Origin of the sequence: Flavobacterium sp. N1994 (genome assembly GCF_025947145.1) — a bacterium.
Taxonomy (GTDB): domain Bacteria; phylum Bacteroidota; class Bacteroidia; order Flavobacteriales; family Flavobacteriaceae; genus Flavobacterium.
The window spans coordinates 3,196,917-3,223,025 of record NZ_CP109999.1 but is presented as its reverse complement, the minus strand read 5'-3'; the positions used below and the strand labels follow the sequence as shown (position 1 = coordinate 3,223,025).

35 protein-coding genes are annotated in these 26,109 nt (G+C 35.7%); 6 read left to right on the top strand and 29 right to left on the bottom strand.

Features of this window, described 5'->3' with window-relative positions:
- Positions 1-69: 69 nt before the first annotated feature.
- From OLM53_RS14315 to OLM53_RS14300, 4 genes are all read right to left on the bottom strand, one after another.
- Positions 70-363, bottom strand: coding sequence for a hypothetical protein (locus OLM53_RS14315; RefSeq protein WP_264520907.1), 294 nt, complete (start codon positions 361-363; stop codon positions 70-72).
- Between the two features lie 115 nt (positions 364-478).
- Complete coding sequence (locus OLM53_RS14310; RefSeq protein WP_264520906.1) at positions 479-988, bottom strand: GNAT family N-acetyltransferase; 510 nt, start codon at positions 986-988, stop codon at positions 479-481.
- A gap of 12 nt (positions 989-1,000) precedes the next feature.
- Positions 1,001-1,576 carry a helix-turn-helix domain-containing protein gene (locus OLM53_RS14305; protein ID WP_264520905.1) on the bottom strand — a complete coding sequence of 192 codons (576 nt, stop codon included), beginning with the start codon at positions 1,574-1,576 and terminating at the stop codon, positions 1,001-1,003.
- Between the two features lie 123 nt (positions 1,577-1,699).
- Positions 1,700-1,825, bottom strand: a complete 126-nt coding sequence (locus OLM53_RS14300; RefSeq protein WP_264520904.1) for a hypothetical protein — start codon at positions 1,823-1,825, stop codon at positions 1,700-1,702.
- Between the two features lie 250 nt (positions 1,826-2,075).
- Between OLM53_RS14300 and OLM53_RS14295 the strand changes: the two genes are divergently transcribed.
- The gene (locus tag OLM53_RS14295) at positions 2,076-2,759 is read left to right on the top strand and encodes a hypothetical protein (RefSeq protein ID WP_264520903.1); all 684 of its coding nucleotides are present in this window, start codon (positions 2,076-2,078) and stop codon (positions 2,757-2,759) included.
- A gap of 79 nt (positions 2,760-2,838) precedes the next feature.
- Here the strand turns inward: OLM53_RS14295 and OLM53_RS14290 are convergent, their stop codons facing one another.
- Entirely contained in the window at positions 2,839-3,321 is a 483-nt protein-coding gene (locus tag OLM53_RS14290; protein WP_264520902.1) for a VirK family protein, read from the bottom strand.
- A gap of 255 nt (positions 3,322-3,576) precedes the next feature.
- Between OLM53_RS14290 and hemN the strand changes: the two genes are divergently transcribed.
- Positions 3,577-4,935: an oxygen-independent coproporphyrinogen III oxidase gene (gene hemN / locus OLM53_RS14285; protein WP_264520901.1), complete on the top strand. Its 1,359-nt coding sequence runs from the start codon at positions 3,577-3,579 to the stop codon at positions 4,933-4,935.
- 79 nt (positions 4,936-5,014) lie between these two features.
- Here the strand turns inward: hemN and OLM53_RS14280 are convergent, their stop codons facing one another.
- From OLM53_RS14280 to OLM53_RS14240, 9 genes are all read right to left on the bottom strand, one after another.
- A complete protein-coding gene (locus OLM53_RS14280; RefSeq protein WP_264520900.1) occupies positions 5,015-5,245 on the bottom strand; it encodes a YdcH family protein in 231 nt (76 codons plus the stop codon).
- Positions 5,246-5,265: 20 nt separating this feature from the next.
- On the bottom strand, positions 5,266-5,967 hold the full coding sequence (locus OLM53_RS14275; RefSeq protein WP_264520899.1) for a sulfite exporter TauE/SafE family protein: 702 nt from the start codon (positions 5,965-5,967) through the stop codon (positions 5,266-5,268).
- Between the two features lie 6 nt (positions 5,968-5,973).
- Positions 5,974-6,414 (bottom strand): FixH family protein, encoded by a 441-nt coding sequence (locus tag OLM53_RS14270; RefSeq protein ID WP_264520898.1) that lies wholly within the window; start codon positions 6,412-6,414, stop codon positions 5,974-5,976.
- An 18-nt stretch (positions 6,415-6,432) separates the two neighbouring features.
- Complete coding sequence (ccoG, locus tag OLM53_RS14265) at positions 6,433-7,851, bottom strand: cytochrome c oxidase accessory protein CcoG (protein ID WP_264520897.1); 1,419 nt, start codon at positions 7,849-7,851, stop codon at positions 6,433-6,435.
- Between the two features lie 4 nt (positions 7,852-7,855).
- Complete coding sequence (locus tag OLM53_RS14260; RefSeq protein ID WP_264520896.1) at positions 7,856-8,782, bottom strand: cbb3-type cytochrome c oxidase N-terminal domain-containing protein; 927 nt, start codon at positions 8,780-8,782, stop codon at positions 7,856-7,858.
- A 29-nt stretch (positions 8,783-8,811) separates the two neighbouring features.
- On the bottom strand, positions 8,812-8,955 hold the full coding sequence (locus OLM53_RS14255; protein ID WP_413614248.1) for a CcoQ/FixQ family Cbb3-type cytochrome c oxidase assembly chaperone: 144 nt from the start codon (positions 8,953-8,955) through the stop codon (positions 8,812-8,814).
- 28 nt (positions 8,956-8,983) lie between these two features.
- The gene (gene ccoN, locus OLM53_RS14250) at positions 8,984-11,173 is read right to left on the bottom strand and encodes a cytochrome-c oxidase, cbb3-type subunit I (RefSeq protein ID WP_264520894.1); all 2,190 of its coding nucleotides are present in this window, start codon (positions 11,171-11,173) and stop codon (positions 8,984-8,986) included.
- A gap of 2 nt (positions 11,174-11,175) precedes the next feature.
- Positions 11,176-11,367 (bottom strand): cbb3-type cytochrome oxidase assembly protein CcoS, encoded by a 192-nt coding sequence (gene ccoS / locus OLM53_RS14245; RefSeq protein WP_264520893.1) that lies wholly within the window; start codon positions 11,365-11,367, stop codon positions 11,176-11,178.
- Positions 11,368-11,454: 87 nt separating this feature from the next.
- Positions 11,455-13,836 (bottom strand): heavy metal translocating P-type ATPase, encoded by a 2,382-nt coding sequence (locus OLM53_RS14240; RefSeq protein WP_264520892.1) that lies wholly within the window; start codon positions 13,834-13,836, stop codon positions 11,455-11,457.
- 107 nt (positions 13,837-13,943) lie between these two features.
- On the opposite strand from OLM53_RS14240, the gene OLM53_RS14235 reads away from it, so the two are divergent.
- A complete protein-coding gene (locus tag OLM53_RS14235) occupies positions 13,944-14,624 on the top strand; it encodes a Crp/Fnr family transcriptional regulator (RefSeq protein WP_264520891.1) in 681 nt (226 codons plus the stop codon).
- 59 nt (positions 14,625-14,683) lie between these two features.
- Here the strand turns inward: OLM53_RS14235 and OLM53_RS14230 are convergent, their stop codons facing one another.
- From OLM53_RS14230 to OLM53_RS14170, 13 genes are all read right to left on the bottom strand, one after another.
- On the bottom strand, positions 14,684-15,190 hold the full coding sequence (locus OLM53_RS14230; protein ID WP_264520890.1) for a hypothetical protein: 507 nt from the start codon (positions 15,188-15,190) through the stop codon (positions 14,684-14,686).
- 19 nt (positions 15,191-15,209) lie between these two features.
- Entirely contained in the window at positions 15,210-15,512 is a 303-nt protein-coding gene (gene trxA / locus OLM53_RS14225; protein ID WP_264520889.1) for a thioredoxin, read from the bottom strand.
- A 2-nt stretch (positions 15,513-15,514) separates the two neighbouring features.
- Complete coding sequence (locus OLM53_RS14220) at positions 15,515-15,706, bottom strand: DUF2892 domain-containing protein (RefSeq protein ID WP_319799866.1); 192 nt, start codon at positions 15,704-15,706, stop codon at positions 15,515-15,517.
- Between the two features lie 23 nt (positions 15,707-15,729).
- Positions 15,730-16,047 (bottom strand): rhodanese-like domain-containing protein, encoded by a 318-nt coding sequence (locus OLM53_RS14215; RefSeq protein WP_264520887.1) that lies wholly within the window; start codon positions 16,045-16,047, stop codon positions 15,730-15,732.
- A gap of 141 nt (positions 16,048-16,188) precedes the next feature.
- The gene (locus OLM53_RS14210) at positions 16,189-16,485 is read right to left on the bottom strand and encodes a chaperone modulator CbpM (protein WP_264520886.1); all 297 of its coding nucleotides are present in this window, start codon (positions 16,483-16,485) and stop codon (positions 16,189-16,191) included.
- Positions 16,478-17,371, bottom strand: a complete 894-nt coding sequence (locus OLM53_RS14205; protein WP_264520885.1) for a DnaJ C-terminal domain-containing protein — start codon at positions 17,369-17,371, stop codon at positions 16,478-16,480. The genes OLM53_RS14210 and OLM53_RS14205 overlap by 8 nt, the downstream gene beginning before the upstream one ends.
- 171 nt (positions 17,372-17,542) lie before the next feature.
- Entirely contained in the window at positions 17,543-18,157 is a 615-nt protein-coding gene (locus OLM53_RS14200; RefSeq protein WP_264520884.1) for an NADPH-dependent FMN reductase, read from the bottom strand.
- Positions 18,144-18,383 (bottom strand): 4a-hydroxytetrahydrobiopterin dehydratase, encoded by a 240-nt coding sequence (locus OLM53_RS14195; protein WP_264520883.1) that lies wholly within the window; start codon positions 18,381-18,383, stop codon positions 18,144-18,146. Before OLM53_RS14195 ends, OLM53_RS14200 begins: the two co-directional genes overlap by 14 nt.
- 106 nt (positions 18,384-18,489) lie before the next feature.
- The gene (locus OLM53_RS14190; RefSeq protein WP_264520882.1) at positions 18,490-18,948 is read right to left on the bottom strand and encodes a ferritin-like domain-containing protein; all 459 of its coding nucleotides are present in this window, start codon (positions 18,946-18,948) and stop codon (positions 18,490-18,492) included.
- 88 nt (positions 18,949-19,036) lie between these two features.
- A complete protein-coding gene (locus OLM53_RS14185; RefSeq protein ID WP_264520881.1) occupies positions 19,037-19,621 on the bottom strand; it encodes a DUF4142 domain-containing protein in 585 nt (194 codons plus the stop codon).
- A 260-nt stretch (positions 19,622-19,881) separates the two neighbouring features.
- The gene (locus tag OLM53_RS14180; RefSeq protein WP_264520880.1) at positions 19,882-20,415 is read right to left on the bottom strand and encodes a hypothetical protein; all 534 of its coding nucleotides are present in this window, start codon (positions 20,413-20,415) and stop codon (positions 19,882-19,884) included.
- 137 nt (positions 20,416-20,552) lie between these two features.
- Entirely contained in the window at positions 20,553-20,942 is a 390-nt protein-coding gene (locus OLM53_RS14175; RefSeq protein WP_264520879.1) for a hypothetical protein, read from the bottom strand.
- A gap of 11 nt (positions 20,943-20,953) precedes the next feature.
- Entirely contained in the window at positions 20,954-21,208 is a 255-nt protein-coding gene (locus OLM53_RS14170; protein WP_264520878.1) for a hypothetical protein, read from the bottom strand.
- A gap of 245 nt (positions 21,209-21,453) precedes the next feature.
- On the opposite strand from OLM53_RS14170, the gene OLM53_RS14165 reads away from it, so the two are divergent.
- The gene (locus tag OLM53_RS14165; protein ID WP_264520877.1) at positions 21,454-22,059 is read left to right on the top strand and encodes a 2,3-bisphosphoglycerate-dependent phosphoglycerate mutase; all 606 of its coding nucleotides are present in this window, start codon (positions 21,454-21,456) and stop codon (positions 22,057-22,059) included.
- A 35-nt stretch (positions 22,060-22,094) separates the two neighbouring features.
- Here the strand turns inward: OLM53_RS14165 and OLM53_RS14160 are convergent, their stop codons facing one another.
- Entirely contained in the window at positions 22,095-22,787 is a 693-nt protein-coding gene (locus tag OLM53_RS14160; protein ID WP_264520876.1) for a type 1 glutamine amidotransferase domain-containing protein, read from the bottom strand.
- Positions 22,788-23,172: 385 nt separating this feature from the next.
- Between OLM53_RS14160 and OLM53_RS14155 the strand changes: the two genes are divergently transcribed.
- Both OLM53_RS14155 and OLM53_RS14150 read left to right on the top strand, forming a co-directional pair.
- Positions 23,173-24,360, top strand: coding sequence for a PAS domain-containing sensor histidine kinase (locus OLM53_RS14155; protein WP_264520875.1), 1,188 nt, complete (start codon positions 23,173-23,175; stop codon positions 24,358-24,360).
- The gene (locus OLM53_RS14150; protein ID WP_264520874.1) at positions 24,357-25,400 is read left to right on the top strand and encodes a response regulator; all 1,044 of its coding nucleotides are present in this window, start codon (positions 24,357-24,359) and stop codon (positions 25,398-25,400) included. Before OLM53_RS14155 ends, OLM53_RS14150 begins: the two co-directional genes overlap by 4 nt.
- 253 nt (positions 25,401-25,653) lie before the next feature.
- Here OLM53_RS14150 and OLM53_RS14145 read toward each other — a convergent pair whose 3' ends face one another.
- Complete coding sequence (locus OLM53_RS14145) at positions 25,654-26,106, bottom strand: hypothetical protein (protein WP_264520873.1); 453 nt, start codon at positions 26,104-26,106, stop codon at positions 25,654-25,656.
- Positions 26,107-26,109 lie beyond the last annotated feature (3 nt).

Genomic DNA, 26,109 nt, shown 5'->3' with positions numbered 1-26,109 from the left:
GAGCTTTGCTCGACTGTATGGAGCGTAGCAGAATAAATGCTGAATGGTGAATTGAGGTAAAGAAAGGGGTTATTTTTTCTTTAAGGGTCTTTTTACAACTGCTGGTTTTTTAGCTTTTTCTTTGGCTAGTTGGGCTGCTTTCTCTTTAGCTTGTTCGGCATCTCTTTGCTTAGATTCTTTTTCATATTGTGCCGCTTGAGCTTCTACTTTTGCTCGACGTTCTTGCAGTACTTGATCAGGAGACTGGGGTTGTTGATCTATTTTGTCCTGATCATTTTCCTGATGGTCGTCTTGTTTTTCTGTTTGTGCAAAGGCTATTGTGGTTCCAACCAAAAAGAGCAGTGTTATCCATAATTTTTTCATGACATAAAGTATTAAACGTTATATCGAAGGTAGTTTTTTAGTCGGCCAATGCTTTTATAGTATTCTACAAAAAGATTGCATAATTCCTTGGTGGTGAGTTGGTATTGGTTGGATATTATTTACTCAATACCTTTTCAAAGGCTTTTCTAGGGCTGCCTCTGAAATAGACTTCTCCGCAATAAACATAGCCATTGTTTTGCAATAGGGTTAGCATGGGAGCATTGTCGAAATTGGTGTCGACTTTCAGGCTATAAATTTGATTTTGACGGGCGTAATCTTCTATATAAGCCAGCATTCTTTTGGCTACTCCTTGCCCTAAGAAAGCATCGGAGACAGCTACTCGATGGTATACCACAAAATCATGGTGAGTTAGCCACTGCCCTTCTATGGTATCGTATTCAGGTTCGTCATTGATTAGGATAGCCGTATAAGCGATGATAGTAGTGTTGAAGGTGATTAAATATCCTACTCCTTTTTCGATATCTTGTGTTACCACTTCAGGATTGGGATACCCGTCTTGCCATTGGTTGCTACCATCGGCTTTGCGTCTTTGAATGGCTTGTTGCAGGATGCCCCATATGGCAGGGACTTCGGATAGTGTGGCGAGTCGGAATTGATAAGACATTGCAGTTGTGGATTATATTTTATCTAGGGCTTTTCTTTTTAGGGTGCCCACTTCTTTGAAGTAGGTGGGTGTTAGTCCTGTTATTTTTTTGAATTGGGTGGAGAGGTGCGCCACACTACTGTATTCTAATTGAAAGGCGATTTGAGATAAAGTGAGTTGGTCATAGATAAGTAACTCTTTGGCTTTTTCTATTCGTTGTTCTATAAAATAATTTTCAATGGTTCTCCCTTCAATAGCGGAAAATAAACTACTTAGGTAAGTGTATTCATGGTGCATGACTTCGGATAAATAGATGGAGAGTTTGGTTTTGGCCGCATCCCCTTCCATTTCGTTACGGGCTCTTTTGATGACAACTTGTTTTATTTTTTCTATCAGTCCGCTGGTGTGATTGTCGATGAGTTCAAAACCTACTTGACTCAGGCTTGATTTTAAACGCGCTTTTTGCTCCTCCTTTATAGCCTCTTTCAAATGAATTTCGCCAAAGATGACTTTGTGAAACGGTATACCCTCTGTTTGCAAAATAGCTTCTACGGCCATGACGCAACGTTGGCAAACCATGTTTTTGACTACTAGTAAAGTGGAATTCATAGTGTAAAGTTACAGAATTGTGTTGAAAGTTGTGGGTTGTAGGTTGCTAGAGATTTCTATATGCTATTATAAAAGAAGCCACTCTGATGAAGAGCGGCTTGCTTTAGTCTGATGGGTTACTGTTTACTTGCAGGTACCACAAGTACAATTAGCACCACATTGACAATCGACGCAAGTACAATTGGGATTAGTACAAGTATTGGTCGTTGATTCGGCGGCACATTGGCACATTTTTACTGTTGTTTTCATGATGATTTCATTTATTGTTATTACTGGTACAAAGATATAGGCAGGCTACAACTGGGGCATTATATAACTTTGGGAAGGCATTATATAATTTTGGGGTTATGCGTTTTGGAAGAATAAAGTATGATTACGTTTTGGTTATGTATTGTTGTCTAAAGGGTTATCTCTATTTAAGTAGTCATTATAATATAAAAAAATTCTGAATATGTTGATTATTTTTTTATTTTTGAAGAATAACCTTAAAACAAAACAAATGAAAAAAATTTTAGCTTTATTGATTATTGCTGTTGCCATCACGAGTTGTAGTAAAGACTCTGGTAGTAGTTCACCCGCTTTCAAACCATCGGTAACCAAACTGAATCTAGCCACTAAAGTTCCGTCTAATTTACAAACCACTTCTCCAGAAGCTTGGACACAAATTAGTCAAATGGATGCCTATATGAGTCTTGGTGGTTCCTACATGACACCCCCATCTGGTAAAACGGATTCAGCTGGTTCCACTTATACTTGGACCTATGGCAACTATACTGTTGTTTATACTTATGCTTTAGTAGGTACAGAATATGAATTTAATTATACCATGACCCAAAGCGGTACGACTTACTGCACGATTACAGGTTGGGAAAATACAGATAGTTCGGCAGGACATTGGGCTTATAGCATCAATACAGCTGTAGTGGGTGATCCATCAGGTTCTGACTATAACATTACTTTTGACTGGACTAAAAACGCTACTAATGACTACCATTTTGTTATGAATTTTGATATGGGACAATCTAATAATTTACATTATGTGGCTAATATCAACCATGATTATTCTGGTGACTTCTTATACACTTCAAGTGGTACACAATACTATGGTGGCAGTTGGAATGCTTTAGGTCACGGTCAATACACCGATTACTTAACTTCTCCTCCTACAGTAACAACGTTCTAATGTAAAACGTTTTTGGAATAAAAAAGAGCAACATTTTATGTTGCTCTTTTTGTTTCTTGGAGTTATTTCTTTATCTACTTTATTCCACAAACAACGAAACGGCTCCATCGTTAGTGCCATCATTGATAGTGCCTTTGAAAGTTTCATCCATCACAATTTTGAACTTAGAGGAGAACTTTCGGGGTTTTAGGTAACGGGCCGTAATTTCAACTGAATTGTCAATTCGCACTTTTATTTTTACATAGTTATATACGTAACCATAAAAGGACTGATTGATTAATACGGTTTGGGAACTCGTTACAAAAGAAGGTACTTTGTTTTTGAACACACTGGAATCAAAGTATTCGTATGTATCCAATTTCATACCGCCAATGGCATTAGGCGATTCCGGTTCTTCCACACCGTCAGAAAATAGTTTGCATTTCCCATAGTAAATTAAAGCTTTAACTGATTTACCCGCTTTAAAAGCAGTCATCAATTCTTCAAAATTGTGAATAGGAGTCTGCGCTGATGCTGTAATAGAAAAGCCTAGCAGCAGCAATAAAAAAGTTATTTTTTTCATAGTAGTTGTGTTTTATGGAGCAAAAATAAAGGAAATCCTTTTGGATTTAAAATATTTTACAATCACATGATTTTAAAAGTTTTACTTCCCTATTTTTTCTATTTGGATTCAGAATCAGTCATACTCTTTAAAGTTCTAAAATTTCCCTTACATGATATATATCATTTTTGGTACAAGTTAAAAAATATAATTTTGGTTTGTATTGTAGGTGAGCGCATTAGATACTCCCTAAAAAAATTGCTTAAAATGAAAGTCATGAACTGTTCGCTTGTCCAAAAATATAATGTCCCTGGTCCGAGATACACTAGCTATCCTACTGTTCCTTACTGGGATGAAACCTTTACGTCTGACGATTGGGAGTCTATGCTAAAAATTTCTTTTAAAGAATCTTATCAAGAAGGGATTAGCTTGTACATTCATTTGCCATTTTGTGAAAGCATGTGTACTTTTTGCGGCTGTCATAAGCGTATTACTAAAAACCATCAAGTAGAAGAACCTTATATTCAAGACGTTTTAAAAGAATGGTCATTGTATTATAATTTATTGGGCAAAAGACCTTTGATTAAAGAAATTCACTTGGGTGGAGGTACCCCTACTTTTTTCTCTTCTAAAAATTTGGAAGACCTTATTAATGGTATTTTTTCTTTGGGCACCAAACATCCGCAATGCGACATGAGTTTTGAAGGACATCCTAACAATACTACCTATGCGCATTTGCAAACCTTATATCATTTGGGCTTCCGAAGAGTGAGTTTTGGTGTTCAAGATTACTCAGAGAAAGTACAGCGCGCTATTAACCGAGTGCAAGCCTTTCACAATGTGGCTCGAGTTACGCTTTGGGCCAGAGACATTGGTTATACTTCTATAGGACATGATATTATTTTTGGTTTACCTTTTCAAACGCTGGAAGATGTAGCGGATACGATTGAGAAAACAAAATCTTTACACCCCGACAGACTGGCTTTTTACAGTTATGCCCATGTGCCTTGGATAAAAGGAAACGGACAAAGAGGGTTTAAAGATGAAGATGTACCCAAAGATGATGAGAAACGAAGACTCTACGAAGAAGGCAAAAAAATGCTCTTAAACAATGGCTATCACGAGATTGGTATGGATCATTTTGCTTTGGAAACGGATAGTCTATATCAAGCTTTTCGCGATGGAAAACTACATAGAAACTTTATGGGTTATACCGACTCTAAAACAAAATTAATGATTGGTTTAGGAGTTTCTTCTATCAGTGATAGTTGGTTTAGTTTTGCACAAAATGTAAAAAATCTGGATGAATATCATCAGTTATTAGAATGGGATAAATTGCCTGTTTTTAAGGGACATCTTTTGACTAAGGAAGATTTAATCATTCGGAAACACATCTTGAATTTAATGTGTCAGTTTACTACTTCTTGGAAAAATGAAAGTGATTACTTTGATGATATTCCGGAGGTACTCATAGAGTTACAGGAGATGGTTGTTGATGGTTTACTAGAAATATCTAAAGATACTATAACCGTTACCGAAGCCGGAAAACCCTTTGTTCGTAATATTTGCATGGCCTTTGATTTACGATTAAAACGTCAGTTACCACAAACTAAGTTGTTCTCTATGACCGTTTAAATCTTTTCTTTTTCAACTGCATTTCTCATAAAAAAAAACCACGTTTCTCAACGTGGTTTTCTACTAATTGATAATCAAATTATCTATTCAAATAGGCGTATATTTCATCTTTTAGGAACAACAACTTCGCTTTTAATTCGTGCGTAAATTGTTCGTTAGCAATTTCAGTTCCGATATTGATTCGGTGAATCTGATGCTCCAATTCGTGGTAATCATCAAATAGTTTTCTGAAATGCGTATCGGATACTTTTAATTCGTGGATTTTATCCTGAAGTTCAGGGAATTCTTGTAGTAAATTGTGTTTTTCCATGAGTATAATTATTTTAGGTTTTAATGACAATTAGGATGTGCTTGGATAAACAAGCTCATCGTACTAGGTGACACATAAGGAATTCCGATTCCCAACCCTCTTAGAATAAAGAGCATCCCGATTCCCACTGCCACTATGGGAATTAGTTTTTGCATTTTGCTACGAATAGGATTGCCAAGCCAATGCGCCATATAAACTATAGCGCTCATCAAAGGAACCGTTCCTAATCCGTATAAAATCATGTAAGTCATACCATACCATTCGTTTTGCATAGCAATGGCTCCAAACAAAGCAGCATAGACTAAACCACAAGGTAAAAATCCATTAAGCAAACCAATAGTGTAAATAGAACTTGTTGATTTTTTCTTGAACTGTTTTCCTAAGCTCGATTTCACTTTGGATATCAAACGAAAAACAGGTTTTGAAAAATTATATCGGGCAAAAATCTTTTCGGGAATCAACACAATGGTAATCATCATAATTCCTATGACAATAGACATTTGCTGTTGAATTCCGGCGAGATATAACCCTTTACCTAGTAAGCCAAAAACCAATCCCAAACTAGCGTAAGCCGTAATTCTACCTAAATGATACACTATAATTTGAAACGTTTTTTTGGTTAGGTTATTGCGATCTAACGGCAACATCATGGCTATGGGTCCACACATACCAATGCAGTGCAGACTGGATATAAGTCCGAATAGTAAAGCCGTGTAAAGCATGATGTTTTAATTAATATAAACTACTTCTTTGGTGAGGTACTTTTTACCGTCATTTTGCCATTCCATATTAATGTCCCAACGACCGCCAACCAAGTTTGTTTTAGGTATGAGCAAAGATGAATTAGACAGTGAAATCGGAACCTCAAAATCTAATTTTTTGTTGGACGGTCGGTAAAAGGACACTATTCCTTTGGGTTGGCTATTTTTTGGAAATACTACTGTAATTCCTTTGGCATCATTAACAAATGTTGGTTTCTCAACCAAATCATGGGCGTTTTGAATACGAGCCATTTCGTCACCAAAATGAACATCGTGTTTGTAATATTCCTCAACCACTAAATCATTGTCATATTTTGAATCGGATTGTACTTTGAAAACAAAGTATAAAATGAAGCTCATGAATAGTGCAAAAGCTATTACGATTCCCTTTCCCCAATTAATTTTCATATCGTTATTTTTTTATGGTTAATCAAAACTTCTCGGACTAAGAAAGCTAGTAGAAGTGGTTTCGATTTTTTTATTTCCGTTATAGACTCCAATTTTAATTTTAGTTCTGTCATGATCTAACAAGTACTGATTGATTTCGATAAACAAAGTTCCTTTGCTCATGCTTTGTTTCGGCACTTTTAAATCTTGCTTGCCTACTACATTCAGTTTTCCTTTGATGTTCATCAGTTTGAAATGAATGTCATTAAAATCTTTAGTCGTTTTATTAATAATTTTGAACGTATAAATATTACTAATGTTATCTCCTTTGTGCTGAAACAGTTGTCCTGGTAATCTCAGAATGGTGGTTTCTACTTCAGAACGTAAGAACAGTAATCCAATTAAAATTCCCATCAAGATCAACAGTACTGCTGAGTATCCTTTCATTCTTGTGGTGAACTTGAACTTCGCTTTCTTTTCAATTTCATCTTCCGAAGCATAGCGAATCAATCCTTTTGGCAAATTGACACCTTCCATGATAGTGTCACATTCATCAATACAAGCGGTGCAATTCACACATTCTAGTTGCGTTCCGTTTCTGATGTCGATTCCGGTTGGGCAAACGTGCACACATTGTTTACAATCGATACAATCCCCTTTTCCAGAAGCGGCTCGGTCTTCTTGTTTGTTGAATTTGGCTCTACCGACTTCTTTTTCTCCACGAACAAAATCGTAGGCTACATTAATGGACTTGTTGTCTAATAAAACGCCTTGTAATCTGCCGTAAGGACAAGCGATAATACAAACTTGCTCTCGGAACCAAACAAACACGAAGTAAAACACGCCTGTAAAAATCAGTAACGCTATCAAAGTGCTTATGTGAGTCGCTGGTCCGTCTTCAATCATTTGGAACAACTCATCACTGCTGATTAGATACGCTAAGAATACATTGGCAATGAAAAACGAAATGATGAGAAAGATAAACCATTTAAGGCCTTTCTTTCTAATTTTCTCCGCATTCCATTCTTGTTTGCTTAAGCGAATTTGAGCCCCTCTATCCCCTTCAATCCAGTATTCAATTCTTCGAAACACCATTTCCAGAAAGATGGTTTGCGGACAAATCCATCCACAAAATATCCTTCCAAAGATGACGGTAAAGAAGATGACGAAGACTACGCCTACAATCATAAAGAGCACGAAGAGATAGAAATCTTGAGGCCAAAATGGGAATCCGAAAATATTGAATCGTCTTTCCAAGACGTTGAACATCATGAACTGATTCCCATTTATTTTTAAGAACGGATTGGCAATTAAAACGAGGAGCAGAAAATAGCTCACCCATTTTCGGTATTCATAGAATTTACCTGAAGGTTTTTTAGGAAAAATAAACTTCCTATGCCCTGCTTCATCAATCGTTCCAATGGTATCTCTAAAGGCTTCGTCCGGTAAATTTGACATTGTTTTATTTTTTTACTTGTGTACTATCCGCTTTAACTGTGGCTTTTGCAGCCTCGTCTACCCATACTTCTCCGTCTGGAGCTTTTGGATTTGGAGGATTACTGCCTTGTAAGGACAACACATAACTGGCTACTTTTTGGATGTCTTTTGGTTTCATACCATTGGTTTTCCATGACACCATTCCTTTTCCGTCACGTCCTCCATTAGTAATAGTATGGAATACATTTTTGATTCCACCACCTAAAATCCAATGATCGTCGGTTAAGTTAGGTCCAATTTGTCCTCCAGCATCCGCACGGTGACAAGCCACACAGTTGGTCATGAATATGGTTTTCCCTTCTGCTAATGACCCTTTGTCTGTAAGTAAGGTTACTGTTTTTTCGTCCATCAAATCAGGAGCCGTTTTCATGTAATTGGCAACATCAATCTTAGCTTGAGCCATTTCTTTTTTAAGCTCCATTTCTTGATTGTCACCTCCCATGATTTCAAATCGAACCAAATAAACAGCCGCAAAACCGATACAACCTAAGAACAAATACACCCACCATGGCGGTAATTTGTTATCTAGTTCTTTAATACCATCGTAGTCGTGATTTAGCAAAATATCGGTTTCGCTCTCCATTGGAGTAGTACGAGTTAACATTTGCATTAGTTTTTTATACCACTCCGCATCTTTAATGTTAAGGGTATTGACATTATCAACTACTTTTTTCTGTTCTTCTGTAAGCATATGATAAGTCACATTGTTTACGGCACTCATGGTGATTTCTATAGCTATCAAAAGGAATAGAAACACGGCTAGGAACACCATAATCATTGGGTACTTGATAAAAGCAGGACGGTCGCCTGAGTCTATGAAATACTCCATCGCCCCGAAAACTGTAAAGAATATAAGGGGAATTCGAACGTATACTGGGATTAATTTTTTCATTTTTTACTATTTAAAATTATAGTTTGGTTTTAATCGTTTAATGGAAGTTGACTTAACTCTTTGATTTTTTCTTTCTTATAGGAGTACACCCAAAGACCTAATCCTACGAAGAAGAAAAAGAAGATTAATAAAGACACTATTGGATAAATCGCAACTCCCGCGATGGTTTCCATATTATGTTTGATTTGTTCGAACATGGCGTTAGTTTTTAGCGGTTTCTTTTACTTTAATATCGGTACCTAATCTTTGAAGATAAGCTATCAAAGCTACTATCTCTCTTTCGTTCATAGGAACAAAAGCTTCTCCTTTAGCAGCTGCTTTATGCTTGCTGTCCTCATAACTTTTTACAAAATCAGGATCTTGTTTCAAGTTCTCTTCAATTGTAAGGGCTTGCGCTCTTAAGTTCTTTTGAGCGTTAGCAATATCGGCATCCGTATAAGGAACACCAAGAGTAGCCATCACTTTCATTTTTTTCTCAGTCAACGATATATTCAAAGGTTTGTTATCGAATAGCCATTGGTAACTTGGCATAATAGAACCCGCAGAAATACTTTGTGGACTCCACATGTGGTTAAAATGCCAGCTATCATTGTATTTTCCACCTACTCTTAACAAGTCTGGACCCGTACGTTTAGACCCCCAAAGGAATGGGTGATCGTAAACAAATTCACCAGCTTTAGATTGTGGTCCATAACGTTCCACTTCACTTCTAAATGGACGAACTGATTGAGAGTGACAACCCACACAACCTTCACGGATGTACAAGTCACGACCTTCTAGTTCTAGTGGAGAATAAGGTTTCACACTAGCAATAGTTGGGATATTTGATTTTACCATGATGGTTGGAACGATTTGGATAATTCCACCGATAAGAATCGCAATAACCGCAAAAATGGTTAATTGTATTGGTCTTCTTTCTAACCAGGAGTGGTATTTCTCGCCTTTCATTCTAGCACTGCTGATTCTTTGTAATTCAGGAGCTTCTGCTAATTCATCTTCTACCGCTGCGTTAGCACGTACGGTTCTGATAATATTGTAAACCAATACTAACATTCCCACTAAATATAAAGTACCACCCACCGCTCTCATGGCATACATTGGCATGATTTCTTTAACGGTTTCCAGGAAGTTACCATAAGTTAACGTTCCATCTGGGTTGAATTGTTTCCACATAGAAGCTTGCGTAAATCCAGCTACATACATTGGAAGGGTATACAAGATAATCCCTAAAGTACCAATCCAGAAATGGAAGTTGGCTAATTTTTTAGAGAACAAAGGTCCTTTCGTCATTCTTGGGATCAACCAATAAATCATACCAAATGCCATAAATCCGTTCCAAGCTAAAGCTCCCACGTGAACGTGTGCAATAATCCAGTCGGTATAGTGTGCAATAGCGTTTACATTTTTAAGAGACAACATTGGTCCTTCAAAAGTGGCCATACCATAACCGGTAACGGCTACCACGAAGAATTTCAAAATAGGTTCTTCTCTTACTTTGTCCCAAACTCCTCTTAAAGTAAGTAATCCATTAATCATACCTCCCCAAGATGGAGCAATCAACATGATAGAGAACACAACTCCTAAGTTTTGTGCCCAGTTGGGTAAAGCAGAATACAACAAGTGGTGAGGTCCAGCCCAGATATAAATAAAGATTAAAGACCAAAAGTGTACAATTGACAATCGGTAAGAATATACCGGACGGTTAGCTGCTTTTGGGACGAAGTAGTACATCAATCCTAGGAATGGTGTTGTAAGGAAGAATGCCACGGCATTATGTCCGTACCACCATTGTACTAAAGCATCTTGAACTCCAGCGTAAACAGAGTAACTTTTTAAAGCCGTAACTGGTAATTCTAAACTGTTGAAAATGTGTAAAACAGCTACCGTAACAAAAGTCGCAATGTAGAACCAAATGGCAACATATAGATGACGTTCTCTACGTTTCAGAATTGTTCCAATCATGTTGATTCCAAAGACTACCCAAATTAAAGCTATAGCAATATCTATAGGCCATTCTAATTCGGCATACTCTTTAGAAGTAGTGATTCCTAAAGGCAGTGAAATCGCTGCAGCGACAATGATTAATTGCCATCCCCAGAAATGTACGTTACTTAAGAAGTCACTAAACATTCTGGCTTTTAGTAATCGCTGTAAAGAATAATAAACCCCCGCAAACATAGAGTTTCCTACGAAAGCGAAGATTACAGCATTGGTATGTAAAGGTCTCAATCTACCAAAGCTCAACCAGGAAATTCCTTCGGTCATGTTTGGAAAAAGAAACATAAGAGCTAGAATTAGCCCTACTAACATTCCCACGACACCAAAGAGTATGGTAGCGTAAAGGAACTTTTTTACAATTTTGTTGTCGTAATAAAATTGTTGCATTTCCATAATTAAATTTGTTTTTCTATTTTGGTTTGTACTGATTTTGGTTTTTCTATTTTGAGTTCGTCGTCAAAGAGCATTCTGACAGACGGCGTGTAGTCATCATCATATTGGCCACTTCTAACCGCCTTGATGAAGGCAATAAAAAAGCAGATGGCTACTAGAATACTGATGGAGATTAATAAATAAATGACACTCATACCTTAAATTTGTGTTAACAAAGCTACTGTAGGAAATTCTTAAAAAATATGACATTTGTCATACTCCAAAAGGTTTCGGCTTTGGGGTTATATTTTAGTTTTTTTAGCATAATAATTACTCATCAAGGTTACAAAACTGACTATAGTAATGGTACTCAATGGCATAATGATGGCCGCAACTAAAGGCAGTAAATTTCCAGTTACAGCAAACGACAATCCGACTACATTATATAATAAGGAGAGTGTAAAACTCATCTTAATGGTGGTAATCGCTTTTTTAGAGAGTTGCAAAAAGTAGCCTAGTTTTTGAAACTCCCCTGCATCCAAAATAGCGTCGCAAGCAGGTGAAAACACATTGACATTTTCAGAGATGGAAATCCCAACATTACTTTGTGCTAAAGCTCCAGCATCATTTAATCCATCGCCTACCATCATCACATTTTTACCTTGCTCTTGAAGGGTTTTGATAAACTCTAATTTCTGTTCCGGTTTTTGGTTGAATATTAATTCGGTTCCTTTAGGCAACAGTTGTTCTAATATGGCCTGCTCCCCTTCGTTGTCTCCTGATAAAACTTTGATTTCATAGGTAGCACTCAAGGTTTTGAAAAGGGTGGAAAGTCCCTCACGATATTCATTATTAAAAATGTATTTACCATAGTAAGTATCGTCTACCTTAATATGTACCGTGGTTTGCTGAATGCTATTTTCGTCTTTGACTCCTAAAAATGCCGCTGAGCCAATGGTAACATGAAAATCGCCTACTTGTGCTTTTATTCCTTTCCCTGTAAGTTCTTCAAAATGGGTGACTTTTACTCTTCCTGATTCGGGCAAGTGGTTGTATAACATTCGGCTCAAAGGATGGTTTGAAGCTCTAAGGGTGTTTTTTAGCAGCATCTCATACTCTTCGGAAAGTGCTTTACCTTCATAAGAGATATTCGATTTCTTGTTGGTAGTAATCGTACCTGTTTTATCAAAAACGATGGTGTTTACTTTGGCTAATTGCTCGATAACAATGGCGTTTTTGAGGTAGAATTTCTTTTTCCCTAAAATCCGCAACACATTCCCAAAAGTAAAGGGCGCCGTTAAAGCTAGTGCACAAGGACAAGCCACAATTAAAACCGCAGTGAATACATTGAAAGCTGTATTGATATCTTTAAAAACCCAATACCCAAAACCAGCAAAGGCAATTAATAAAAGGATAGGCGTAAAATAACGGCTGATTTTGTCGGTAATGGTTTTGTGTTTTTGTTCTACATTTTTTTGGAAAACATCGTTGCTCCACAATTGGGTTAGGTAACTTTGGGAAACCGAATGCAGTACTTCCATTTCAATGACTTTCCCTACTTGCTTTCCTCCTGCATAAACTTTATCTCCTGATTTCTTGGTTATCGGAATGGCTTCCCCAGTAACAAAACTATAATCAATCTCGGCTTTATCTGAAATTAAAATCCCATCTACCGGAAGTAATTCTTGGTTTCTGATAAGCAGTCTATCCCCTTTTTTGATATCATAAATCGGAACACTTTCTTCTGAAAAGTCATCCCTAATTTTGGTAATCGCAATAGGGAAATAGGATTTAAAATCTCTTTCAAAACTCAAGAAGCTATAAGTTTTGATTTGGAACATTTTGCCTAATAACATAAAGAAAATTAAGCCCGTTAAGCTATCGAAGAAACCAGAACCATAGTTCATTAGGATGTCAACCGTACTTCGCACAAACATGACTACGATTCCTAAAGCAATAGGAATTTCGATGTTGAGCATTTTGGTTTTGATACTTTTATAAGCTGCCACATAATACCCACTAGCTGAATACAAGAAACTAGGTAGTGATAATGCAAAAATCAGCCAACGGAAAAAGCCTCGGTATTGGTCGAGCCAAAATTCATTCACTTCAAAATACTCGGGAAAGGAAAGCAACATGATATTCCCAAAACAGAAGAATGCTACGCCTAGTTTATAGGTCAGACTTCTATCGGTTTTAATCTTGCCGGTTTCGTAATTTTCTAAACTAATATAAGGTTCGTAGCCAATGGAGCTCAATAAATTGACGATGGCTTTTAACGAAACGATTTCTGGATTGAAAGTGATTCGAACTCTTTTTTCGGGGAAGTTGACTTGCGATGCTGTTATTCCCGCTTGAAGACGCTGTAGATTTTCCAAAATCCAAATACACGAACTACAATGAATGTGAGGAATATTAAGTGAAACAATAGCGGTGTTTTCTTCCTGAAATTCGAGAAGTTTTGTAATAATCGTTTCATTGTCTAAAAAATCATATTTGCCTTTAATCTCTTGTGGGGTTGCTCCAGGTGATTTCTCAAAATCGTAATAGCAGGTTAAATCATTGATGCTGAAAATTTCGTACACGGTTTTACATCCGTTGCAACAAAACTCCTTGTCATCAAACAAGATTTCCTCTTCTTTTACAATATCTAAACCACAATGGAAACATTTTGATGTGTCCATAACTTTGCTCATTTTACCTGATACAAAATTGATGAACAGTTGTTAACTAAAATATGATTTTTATCATATAAAAGATGTAAATTTGCGTACCTATAATATCCTAATTTATGAGTAAGTGTGAACAGTGTATCGTTAGGGAATTAAGTTCTCTAAAAGCTTTAAACAAAGACGAATTACTTAAAATTGCCGATTGTAAAACTTCTAAAATAGTTCGTAAAGGCGAAACCATTTTTGAAGAGGGCGAAACCATTCACGGGGTTTTTTGTGTGAAAGATGGCGTTTGTAAAATGTCGAAATTGAGTCCGAATGGAAAAGACCAAATCGTAAAATTGGTAAAAAAAGGAGAATTATTAGGGCAACGTTCTATGATTAGCGATGAGCCAGCCAACTTAACTGCGGTAGCCCTTGAAGACATGCAAGTGTGTTTCATCCCTAAAAATGAAATCCTTGGTTTCTTTGATAGCAACAATAAATTTTCGATGAATGTGATGAAGACCATCTGTGGAGACTTAAAAGACGCGGATGATATTATGGTCAATATGGCGCAAAAATCAGTAAAAGAAAGATTGGCACTGACTTTAATTTATTTAGAAGATAATTTTGGAAAACAAGAAGATGGCTCTCTTAAATTGCAACTTTCTCGAGAAGAAATTGCCGGAATGATAGGCACCGCTACTGAATCGTGTATCCGACTTTTGTCTGAATTCAACAAATTGGGATTGATAGAACTTACGGGTAAGAAGATAATTATCACGGAAAGAAATAAGCTTATCCGAATGGGGAATTAAAATACCACTTAGTGTTTGTATAAAAAGCCAATTGTTATAGAAATGATTGGCTTTTGTTTTTAATGTATAGCAAGCTTAGACTTTAACTCTTTCAGATTAAAATGCGTTTGGTATTCAGTAGTGGAACTTACTGCCGTTTTGTTTTTTTTGTTGGCATCCAACCAATATTCGCCACAAACTGAAATACAATAATCTGTTGTTTTCTCACTACTTCCGAATCCTCTTGAGCCTCCCTCACCATTATAAAAAGCAATCACGTAATAGTTGCCTATTTTGAATTTTGAAAGATAGGGTCTGCATAATATTCCGTTGTCGCCCCAAACGGTAATTTTTTTTCGAGTTTCTTTTCCCTTGTATATTGCTTTAACTTCAACTTCCATTGACATGGGCATTTTCTCTTTATAAATGTCTTTGAAGGTTAAATATTTAGTCACTTTTACTAATGCCACAAATGGTGTTTTGTTGGCCACTTTCAAAAAATCGCCTTTAGAATCACATTCACATGCGAATGTGGATTGGATTAGTAACAATGAAATAATGATTAGAGTAGATTTTAGTTGTTTCATAAAGTGAATTTACAACTTATTAATTGGTTTTTTGCAAAATAATCTCAGTTAGCTGTTCTTTGGTTAAAACTCCGGATTGCCTCCATAATGATTTGCCGTTTTGGAATAACATCATCGTAGGAACGCCACGAATTTGGTATTTTGAGGCTAGTTCTTGATTCTTATCGACATCAATTTTTATGATAGTAATGCGATCGCCTAAACTATCTTTTACGTTCTTGAGTACGGGAGCTAACATTTGGCAAGGACCACACCAAGTAGCAAAAAAGTCGAGTAAAACTGGTTTGTCTGAATTGATAATCTCTTGAAAGGAATTAGTCATCTTTATTTTTTATAACAAGTGTTAATACGTAATAGAGCATATAATGGACAAAAACTAAGCAAACTAGTCATAACAAAGATGATAGCCAATCCTACTAACACTAAAGCCAGAACACCGCTTATAACATTAGTTAAATACAAAATTGCTATTACAACCGCGATTAACACACGGATTAGTCTGTCGACTGTCCCCATATTTTTTTTCATGATTTATATTTTTACTTGTTTAAAAGAGATTCCACATTCTCCCAAGTACCGCCATTATACACATTTGTAAATCCATTGTGTTCTAAAATATATTTGGCTTGATTACTTCTGCCTCCACTTTTACAAAATACCACAATATTTTTTTTGCCTTTAAATTTTGATAAAAAGTTAGGGATTTGATTTAAGGGAATGTTGACTGACCCTTTTAAATGACCTTGAGCAAATTCGTCAGCCGAACGCACGTCTACCAAAAAAGCGCCATCATTTACTATTTGAGCTAAATTAATATCTCCTTTAGTAGAAAACATTTTATTGAGTATTTTGAACATTTTACTTGTAATTTTAAATTATAATTAATCTGTTTTAAAGCAAAATTACAACTAATGGTTTGCGTAAAATATGATAAAAGTTACATTATAGAAAAAAACAGATGATTTGATATAAGGGCATTTCGTAGTCAAAAAAATCAGTTACTCCTCTTCAAAAAAAGCTAACTTGTTCTTGGCGATTTGCAGTTGTCTTTGGTACTCTTCCATTTGATGGAGTAAATTCATAATCACATCAATCCCTTCTAGATTAATATTGAGGTCGTAATGCAATCGGATTATTTTTTCAATAGAAACCAATTGAGCCACCGAGAAATATTTCTTTTCTTCTCGTTCTACAATGTCAATCATACCCTGACTTTGTAGCTCAAAAATAAAATCTACCTCTATTCCGTGGTGCAAACAAAACAAGTCAATTACTATTAAATCGTCACTATTCATCGTTTCTTAATTTTGAAAGTTCAACAAATAATTCTTTCTCCTTTTCGGTCAGATTAGTAGGAGTTTTAATTGTATACGTGATGTATAAATCTCCGTACTGACCTTCCGTTTTATAAAGGGGGAATCCTTTTCCTTTTAATTTTACTTTAGTACCCGTTTGGGTTTCGGGTGGGACTTTCAATTTTACTTTACCATCAAAAGTATTGACCACCATATCACCTCCTAATACAGCTGTGTATAGGTCTAAATCAACATTGGTATACAGATTATTACCATCTCTTTTAAAAGGAGGAGTATCGACAATTGAGAAAGTTATATATAAGTCGCCATTAGGTCCGCCATTGGCACCTGGAGCACCGTGACCTGGAATCTTTATAATTTGTCCGTTTTCCACTCCAGCAGGAATAGTAATTCTAATACTTTTATGATTGACTGTTAAAGTTTGTTTTTGGGTTTGATAAACGTCTTTTAAAGTTAGACGTAATTCGGCAGTAAGGTCTTGTCCTCGGTATCTGACTTCCCTACCTCTTCCTCCTCCTGCATTACCAAACATGGACTGAAAGTAATCGGAAAAATCATCTGAGAAATCTGCCGATTGTTGTTGTCTTCCTGTACTTTGTTGTTGGTTGGGATTATATCCAGCTTTTTCAAACTCCTCCGCATGTTGCCAGTCTTTACCGTACTTATCGTATTTTTTACGGTTTTCGGGATGACTTAATACTTCATTGGCTTCATTGATTTCCTTAAATTTCTTTTCAGCATTCTTGTCATTCGGACTAACATCTGGATGGAATTTACGAGCCAATTTGCGATACGCTTTTTTAATATCGGCTTCTGTAGCGGTTTTGGGGACTTCGAGAATTTTATAATAATCTATAAATTCCATTGTAATATTTTTTTAGTAATGTAAATTAGAAGAAACATCCTTAAAGTTACGCTAAAAATCAATGATTTACAACTGTTTGAGTGTTAATTATGCGGTCCAAATTATTTAAAACTTACACCAACAAGTCAAATAAGATTTATATCCGTTATTAAAGCACAATGTATGGGTTTTCTAACCATTTTTAGAATAGGATTTGACAACGGATAGCAATTCTGATATAAAAACAGCAGCCAGTTTATCGGTAGTTTCTTTTTCAATAGCAACTCCATTTTCAGTATACTGTTTATCCACATTTGGTACAGAAAAGATAGCTGGGATGGTAATTGCTTTCATTTTCCAAAGGGTAAATTGCAACGACACTAACACTTGAGAGCCACCAAAGGCGCCATCCGAAACGGTTACTATGCCCACAGGTTTGTGATGCCATTCTTCTAATAACAAATCGATTACATTTTTCAAGCTAGCGGGATAACCACCATTATATTCGGGGGTAACTATGATTATACCATTGGCTGATTTAATCTTATCGGCAAATTCTATAACTTGTTCGGAAGGATTTACCATCGTACTTAGTTTATCTTCAAAAACAGGAAAAGCGTATTTTTTCAAATCCAGAATTTCATTCGTAGCTAAACAACTGTTTGTCAAATAATTTTGAAAATACAAGGATACAAAATGACTCTTTCGGTTATTTCTAACACTAGAGGAGATAATAGCGATATGAGGTAAGATTGTATTTTCGGGGGAAGGTGTTTCAACACCTCTTATAAAACTATTGGTTAGCATAAATGGTGTCTATTAGTTTCGCTAGTGAATGATCTTTTTCGGTAATCTTGTCCTTGGCATCATGAGTAAAAAGGGCTATATCAACTTTGTTGTATTCGTTACTCCAATTGGGATGATGGTTCATTTTTTCGGCGGCAAAAGCCACTCGGGTCATAAAAGTAAAAGCTTCTATAAAGTCGTTAAACTGAAAGCTTCGTTGCAATTGATTGTTTTCTTCTTTCCACATAATTTTTATTTTAATTCTAAGTAAGCTACCTCTCGTGATACCCAACTATTGCAATCCTTTTACGTAATTGCAATAGCGTTTATCCTAAAATGAAAGTAAATAGCAACTAAATTTCTACTAAAGCATCACGCATTGCTTTTACTTTATTGTGATCTGCTTTTATTAATGATTGTTGGTGACTTATCATCGATTGCTGTTTGGTATTTAAAAGTCCTGTATAATCTTCAAGGGCTTCTTTATAAGTGGCAAGTGCAGCATCTTCTCCGTATTCGCAGGAATTAAGAATCGCTTTCCTGTCTTTTCCTGTAAGCGCTGCTTTTACATCCATCCAAACTCGGAAGAATTTGCCCGAGGTTAAGGTACCTTCTGCAATTTCTCCATCAAGTGCAGCCACTTCTAGTACTAATTCTTGCCTGCATTTTTGACTAGTAGCAATAAATTGCCCAAACAAGTTTTTCAAATCTTGTTCTTCTGTTTCTTTGGAGGCCGTTTCATATCCTTCAATTCTATCGTTATTGATTGTGATTAGTGTATTTAACACTTCGACTGTTTTTTCATTTTCCATTTTTATTGTTTTTTACTTGTTTTAATTATTGTTTTTTTTTGTAACCCTCTATAAAAGTTGATGAATTCTCTAACCTCTATTGTTATACCTAATTTATTGCATTGCATTCCTTTTGACATTTTAAAGCCAGCTCGAGATTGGTTTTTAGAGTGGGAAGTGTTGAGCCTGCCCATGCTTTGATTTCTGGATCAAGACATTCTGAAGAGGCTGTTTCAAATAAGGATATAGCAAATTGATGTTGACTTATCATCATAGCCGTGTAGGTTCTATCAAAATTAATTCCTGACTGATGGTTTAGCTTTTGATAAGCTTTCAATCCCATTTCGGTTTGCGATGTAGGAAGTGTTATGCTTTTTGTTTTAAGTAATGAATTCAATACATTATTGGAATTTGCATAATCCCTTTCCATCCTTTTTCCTAAGACTTTAGTCTCTTTCTTATTTCCTTTTTGTTGTGCTAATTTCCCTAAACTAATTTGTTCTAAGTTAATTTCGGATGCATCCAATAAAAATTGAGCTGCTTCTTCGCTTCTTCTTCTATCGTAGGCAACATCGTTTCTTTGCAGTACGATTTTTTTACTAACTTGAGATTTGCCATCCAAATAGTTGAATGTTGTGCCAATGACAACAATTAACACGATTCCTTGTAAAACTCTTTCTTTATAATTTTTCATTTTGAATTGTATGAATAGCTATTGACATAAAAAATACCAAAGCACTATTTCATTTGCATTATTTGTTTGGCAAAATTCAATATATTCAGTTAGGAAAGGATTCTAAAATTCTTTTTTAAAATTATATGATTCACACTTTGAAAAAAAGATATGAATTGAAAGCTTGGTTGTTAAGCGTTTTTAGTTGTGAATAGAAGGCTTTATCGATCATCAAAATCAACAGCACCAATTAATGCAACAGCGTTGTTTTTGTCCATTGATTAATTTACTTTGCTTGCTTTTTTAGTGGGAGCAACCACTTGCACTTTTGTTGGTACTTTTTCTATGGCAATAAATGAATTGGTTAACAACAATACAATAGCAATTAAAATAGCAATCGTTGTCAAACTAACACCTTGTAAATACCTTTTATTTCCTTTGATGGTGGCTGCGCTGTTTTTGATGTAAGAAGCTTTGTTGGCTTCGATTTCAAAGAGTAAGACTTCTTTATAGGATTTCTTGATTAGGGTTTGATATTTTTCTGGAGATAATGCTTGGTCTAGAGGTTTACCCCTAAAAATGCTTAACATCAAAAGTATGGAACTGATGAATAAGGCAATGGAAGCAATCGAGATGTATTGAAATATCCGGTAAGCACCATTCAAACTATTTAAGAAAAACGGAATAAACAATACCGTAAAACCAATAATGGTTCCAGCATAAGAATGTTGTTGCCGATAGGAGTCGACTTGCTTCTCAATAATCTCTTTAGAGTTAATGGCAAGAAATTCTAAGTGCCTAAGATCTTCTTCCATATTAAAATAGAACTATTTGAACCGTTTTCATTACTAATGCTTTATTTCTCATATGATGGCATCCTGCCAGTAAAATGATTTAGTAATTGTTTTTTTTTTATTTTAAAAGGTTGAATTATAATGCTTTTAGAAACGCATTATTTATCATTAATTTCTTTTTCTATCTCCGCAATTTCTGTTTTCTCCATTTTGATACCTTGTCTTAGCAACCCAAACAAACTCATATAAAGATTGGCAATCCATACCAAAGAAAATCCAGCTATCAAATAACCTCTCCAATCGGGTATCAATAATTGGTATCCTGTTGTAATAAGAACCACTATGGTAACATAGTGGCTAAAACAATACTCGCAGGTAAAGAGGTAAAATAATTTTCGTTTTACTATCGACTTTCCCTGCTTGCTATGCTTGACACAAAACTCTCTAGGTTCCCTAAATACTTCTTCTTGAGTAACTGTCCAAGCAACACAAGCAATGGGCAATGCCAATAAAAAAAGCCAAATTACCTGAGTGCTTATTGCAGTCATGGGATTATTTTCTATTTAGTTTCCTCAAGAGCATTTTCGGCAGCAACTTTTTTAGCTACTTTTTCAGCTTTTTTTACTTCTTTCTTTAGGTTGTTCTTTTGAGTTTTACCTGTTGCTGAGTCTATCCTTTTATTGATTTTCTTTGCCAATCTTTTAGCCGTTTCATCAATTCTTCTCATTATTTTTTTTCCGCTTGATTTTACCAAAGTGGCTTCTTTAAGTGCAGAAGTAATTTCGGCAGCAATCTTTTTTGAACTTGATTTCATAATCTTGTTTATTAAATGTTTTGGAATAGCCAACCCAACTATTGAGACAGCCTTTTAATTATTTGATACAAATTTCCGACATCTATAAAAAAGAGCGAATGACAGATATCACCAGAATAAGTGACATACAACACTTATTTGACAGCAACGTAGAAAGTGAGCCTTATCATCTTTACTATCAATAAGACTCACAATCAAATGGCAAATTATGATGTAACTTTGTTTCCATCATCAACTTATGTACTATGTCCCTATTAGTTTTGGTTCGTCACGGACAATCAGTTTATAACTTAGAAAACCGTTTTACTGGCACTGTCGATATTGGTCTCACACCACTAGGAGAAGAGGAAGCAAAACAAACTGGAGAAAAACTCAAAGAGTACTCTTTTGATAGGGCTTATACTTCAATGCTTATAAGAGCTCAGGAAAGTTTACGAATTATTCTAGAAGTAATAACACAAACAAATATTCCTGTCATAAAAAACGCTGCCTTGAATGAAAGAATGTATGGCAGTTTACAGGGGCTTAACAAAGAAGAAACGACAAAGAAATATGGAGAAGCACAAGTTGAAATATGGAGAAGAAGTTATGCTGTTAGTCCACCCGATGGTGAAAGTTTAGCCGCCACTTTTGCAAGAACCGTACCCTATTACAAAACCGAAATAGAACCCAAATTAAGAGCTGGTCAAAATGTATTAATTGTGGCACATGGTAACAGTTTACGATCCTTGATGATGTATCTGGAAAACATCAGCCCAGAAGCCATTGCAAAAGTGAATATGTCAACTGGAGTGCCTAGAATGTATACCCTAAATACAGAACTGAAAGTTTTAGCCGTAGCCTACTTATAAAATTCACTCTCAGTCCTACTCCAATATAAATATCTTTATTTCTCTTTTTTGTCATTTAGTGTTTCTAATAGCAATTTTGCTACCGCAGCGGAAGAAGCTGGATTTTGTCCTGTAATCAGTAATCCATCTTGTTTTACATAGGATTCCCAGTCATTTCCTTTGCTATAATGAGCGCCCTGTTTGGAAAGCTCATCTTCCAGTAAAAAGGGAACCACTTTAGTTAACTTCACGGCCTCCTCTTCCGTATTCGAAAAACTAGTTAGGTGTTTTCCTTTTACTAAAGGCTGACCGTTTTTGGCTTTTACATTAACTAAAGCAGCGGGCGCATGACATACGAAAGCAATTGGCTTTTGATGATTATAAAAACCTTCTATCAAGTGAATAGAATCTTTGTCATTAGCCAAATCCCATAACGGACCATGACCTCCAGGATAAAATACCCCATCGTAGTCGGCTTGATCTAAATCACTTAATTTTAGGGAATGTGCGACAAGATCAATTGCTGTTTTGTCTTTGTAGAATCTCTCAGTATCTGCCGTCTGCGCTTCTTTCGCTTCGCTTTTAGGATCAACTGGAGGCTGCCCTCCTTTTGGTGACGCAATGGTAATAGTCGCACCAGCATCTAAAAGAACATAGTAAGGTGCTGCAAATTCTTCAATCCAAAAACCAGTTTTCCCACTGGTAGTCCCTAAAGTATCATGGGAGGTTAGTACAATCAGTATTTTCATGTCTTTGTTATTAGTGATTTATAAAAGTTAGTGTGTGTTTGAGTTGGCTGCATACAATCGTTTTACTTTTTTCCCAATCGTATTCATAAGGATTGAGGTAGTGATTGCCGTTAGCGCTATTAGAGCAAATAGTGTTCTCATTTGTTTTTATTGATTCTGATCAAGTAAATCCTGTATCCATGCAAAGTTGAAACAAGTCGTGTCAGATTAAAATGAGTACCACCATTACTTTATATGATATCTATCATTAATTAATAAGACCGTTGACATATAAAAAAAAGAAAATGAATGAATTCTATAATATATTAAAAGAATTATATAAAGCTGCACAAGCCTAAACAGTCGAAATTTACATAACACTAACGCTCATTAACCCAAAATAGTTATGGAAAAAGCTGCTCTACTTAATGCCATAGTGTATAATGCCATTGACGGTATTATCACTACTGATGATTTTGGAACTGTAGAAAGTATTAATCCAACAGCTTGTGTACTCTTCGGATATTCTGAACAAGAAGTTTTAGGAAATAATATAGCTTTACTAATTCCATCTCTCGATTGGCCATCACGCGATTACTTCTCTAGCCGATATAAAACAACGGTTGATAGCCCCTTTATAGAAAAAGCAAGAGAACTTAAAGGAAGAACTAAAGAGGGTTACCAATTTCCTTTTAAACTTGGTGTGAGCGAAGTTCATTATGCCGGTCGAAAGATTTATGCCGGATTCATTCATGACCTTAGCCAACAAAAAGCCGATGAAGAACGCCTAAAAAACTATGCTTCTCATTTGGAAGAATTGGTGGAACTCCGAACCAAAACCTTAAATGATACGATAAAAGCCCTCGAAAAATCAAAAGAGAAAGTAAGTGCCACTTTAGAAAAAGAAAAAACTCTTAGTAAACTTAAAAACCGATTTTTATCGATGGCTTCTCATGAGTTCCGCACTCCTTTAAGCACGGCTCAGTTATCCGCTTCTCTTATTGAAAAATATGCCGAGCCTCTGGAGAACGCTAATATTACCAAACATGCTGGCAAAATCATTAATGCTGTAACCAACTTGACTACGGTCCTCAATGATTTCTTATACATAGAACAATTAGAAATAGGTCGAGTGAAAACTAACATCACTTATTTTGACTTGAAGAAGTTAGGAGAGGAGATTACAGAAGAAATGCAATTACTTGCCAAAGGTCAGCAGCAAATACACTTCACTCATAATGGAACTCAAAAACTAATGCATCTGGATGCTAATTTACTTAAGAACAGTATCATCAATTTAATTACCAATGCTATAAAATACTCTAATGATACTTCTCGCATAGAGTTCACCACCGAAATTAACGATACCAATTGTATTATAACTGTAAAAGATGAAGGGATTGGCATTCCACAAGAAGATCAAAACCATTTATTTGAACCTTTTTTCAGAGCACACAATACGGGTAATATTCCTGGTACTGGATTGGGTTTGAATATAGTTGCCCGATATATTGCGCTGATGAATGGATGTATTTCCTATAGTAGTATTGTAAATGAAGGAACCCAATTTACACTAACCTTTTCGATGAAATGAGCAAAGTATTACTAATAGAAGACAACAACGAAATAAGAGACAACATTGTAGAAATCCTTGAATTGGCCAGATACGAAGTTATCGTAGCTCAAAATGGCAAAGAAGGGGTTGAAAAAGCTATAAAAACTATTCCCGATATCATTCTGTGTGATATCATGATGCCTGAACTGGATGGTTATGGCGTGTTGTATCTCCTCTCTAAAAATCAAGAAACCGTTAATATTCCCTTTATATTCACAACTTCTAAATCAGACCGACTTGATATACGCAAAGGCATGGAAATGGGAGCCGATGATTATCTTACTAAACCCTTTGGCCGATTAGAACTTTTAAATGCTATTGAAATCCGACTGAAGAAAAAAGTACTGCAACATGATTTTTACAGCAAATCCTTAGAACAGTTAGATCATCTTATATCAAAAAATAAAGGCCTGACCGAATTAAAAAAAATCATTGATGAACGTAAAAGCAGGTTGTTCAAGAAAAATCAGGTGGTGCATTATGAAGGAGATAATGCTACTGGGATTTACTTAGTACTTTCTGGAAAAATTAAGACTATCAAAATGACTGAAGAAGGAAGGGAACTCATTACGGGTATTTATGAGCCTGATGATTTTTTGGGGACCAACATTATCCTTTCGAATATGTCTTATGACGATACCGCCACCGCACTTGAAGACACTCATTTGTGCTTTTTCCCTAAAGCCCAATTTGATGAGATGTTGCGGTTGTATCCTGATGTTGCCGAAAAATTTCTCAAAATCTTATCTAATGAAATTCGGAATAAAGATGCCTATCTTTTGCAACTGGCCTACCAATCCGTAAGAAAGCGAATTGCCGAAGCTATTTTGCGCTTAGTAAAAAAACAAAGTAATGAAAGCGTCTGCATCACAAGAGATGATCTTGCTGCCTTATCCGGCACCGCTTCTGAAACCGTTAGCCGCACTTTAACGGAATTTAAAAATGAAGGTTTGATTGAAAAAAGAGGCAGTATCTTAAAAATTCTAAATCAAGATAAGATTGTTAAGATGCGGAATTAGAGCGAGATTATTCAGGCAGCAGGGAATCATGCCATTCCTTTATGGTAACAGATTTTACAATACCTTCTAGTATAAAAGGATCTTCTTTTACATATTGCTCAGCAGCTTCACGGGTTTTAACGTTCCGCGGCTTGACGCAGTGGCGGCAAGTTGAACGGACAAGTGTAAAGATATGAAAATTTCCGGCTGTCGATTTTCCGTTTAAGGAAAATCGGAACCAGCCATTGCTGCAAACCGCTGTTAGCACCAGTTGTTATACCAAATTTTTATTCAACCAAATATCAATTTTTCCTCTAAGCTTTTTCTTGTCTTTACTGAATACATAAATTTTTATTGATTTTTCAGACGTATGTCTACATCCAAAGCATGCATAATCAATTTCATTTAAGCTATATATTTTTTTGATTTCCATTTTTTCGTCATAAGTCAATGTCATTTTTCTTTGTGATTGCAATTTGTTACACTCTACAGCAGCCAAAAACTTTTTAGCCTTGTTTTTAGAAAGCAAAAGTTTTTTAACTTCATCGTAATTTTTCTCTTCAATTAAATGGGCCAAATTTGTCATCATTTTTCGGCTATCTGAATTAATTACAAAACCAATGATAGTGTCTTTGTCTTTTGAGATACTTATTGTCTCAATATGGATTTGAGCAGTTAAGCCTTGATTTAGCAATAATGAAAATACTATTAAAGATAAATTTTTCATAAG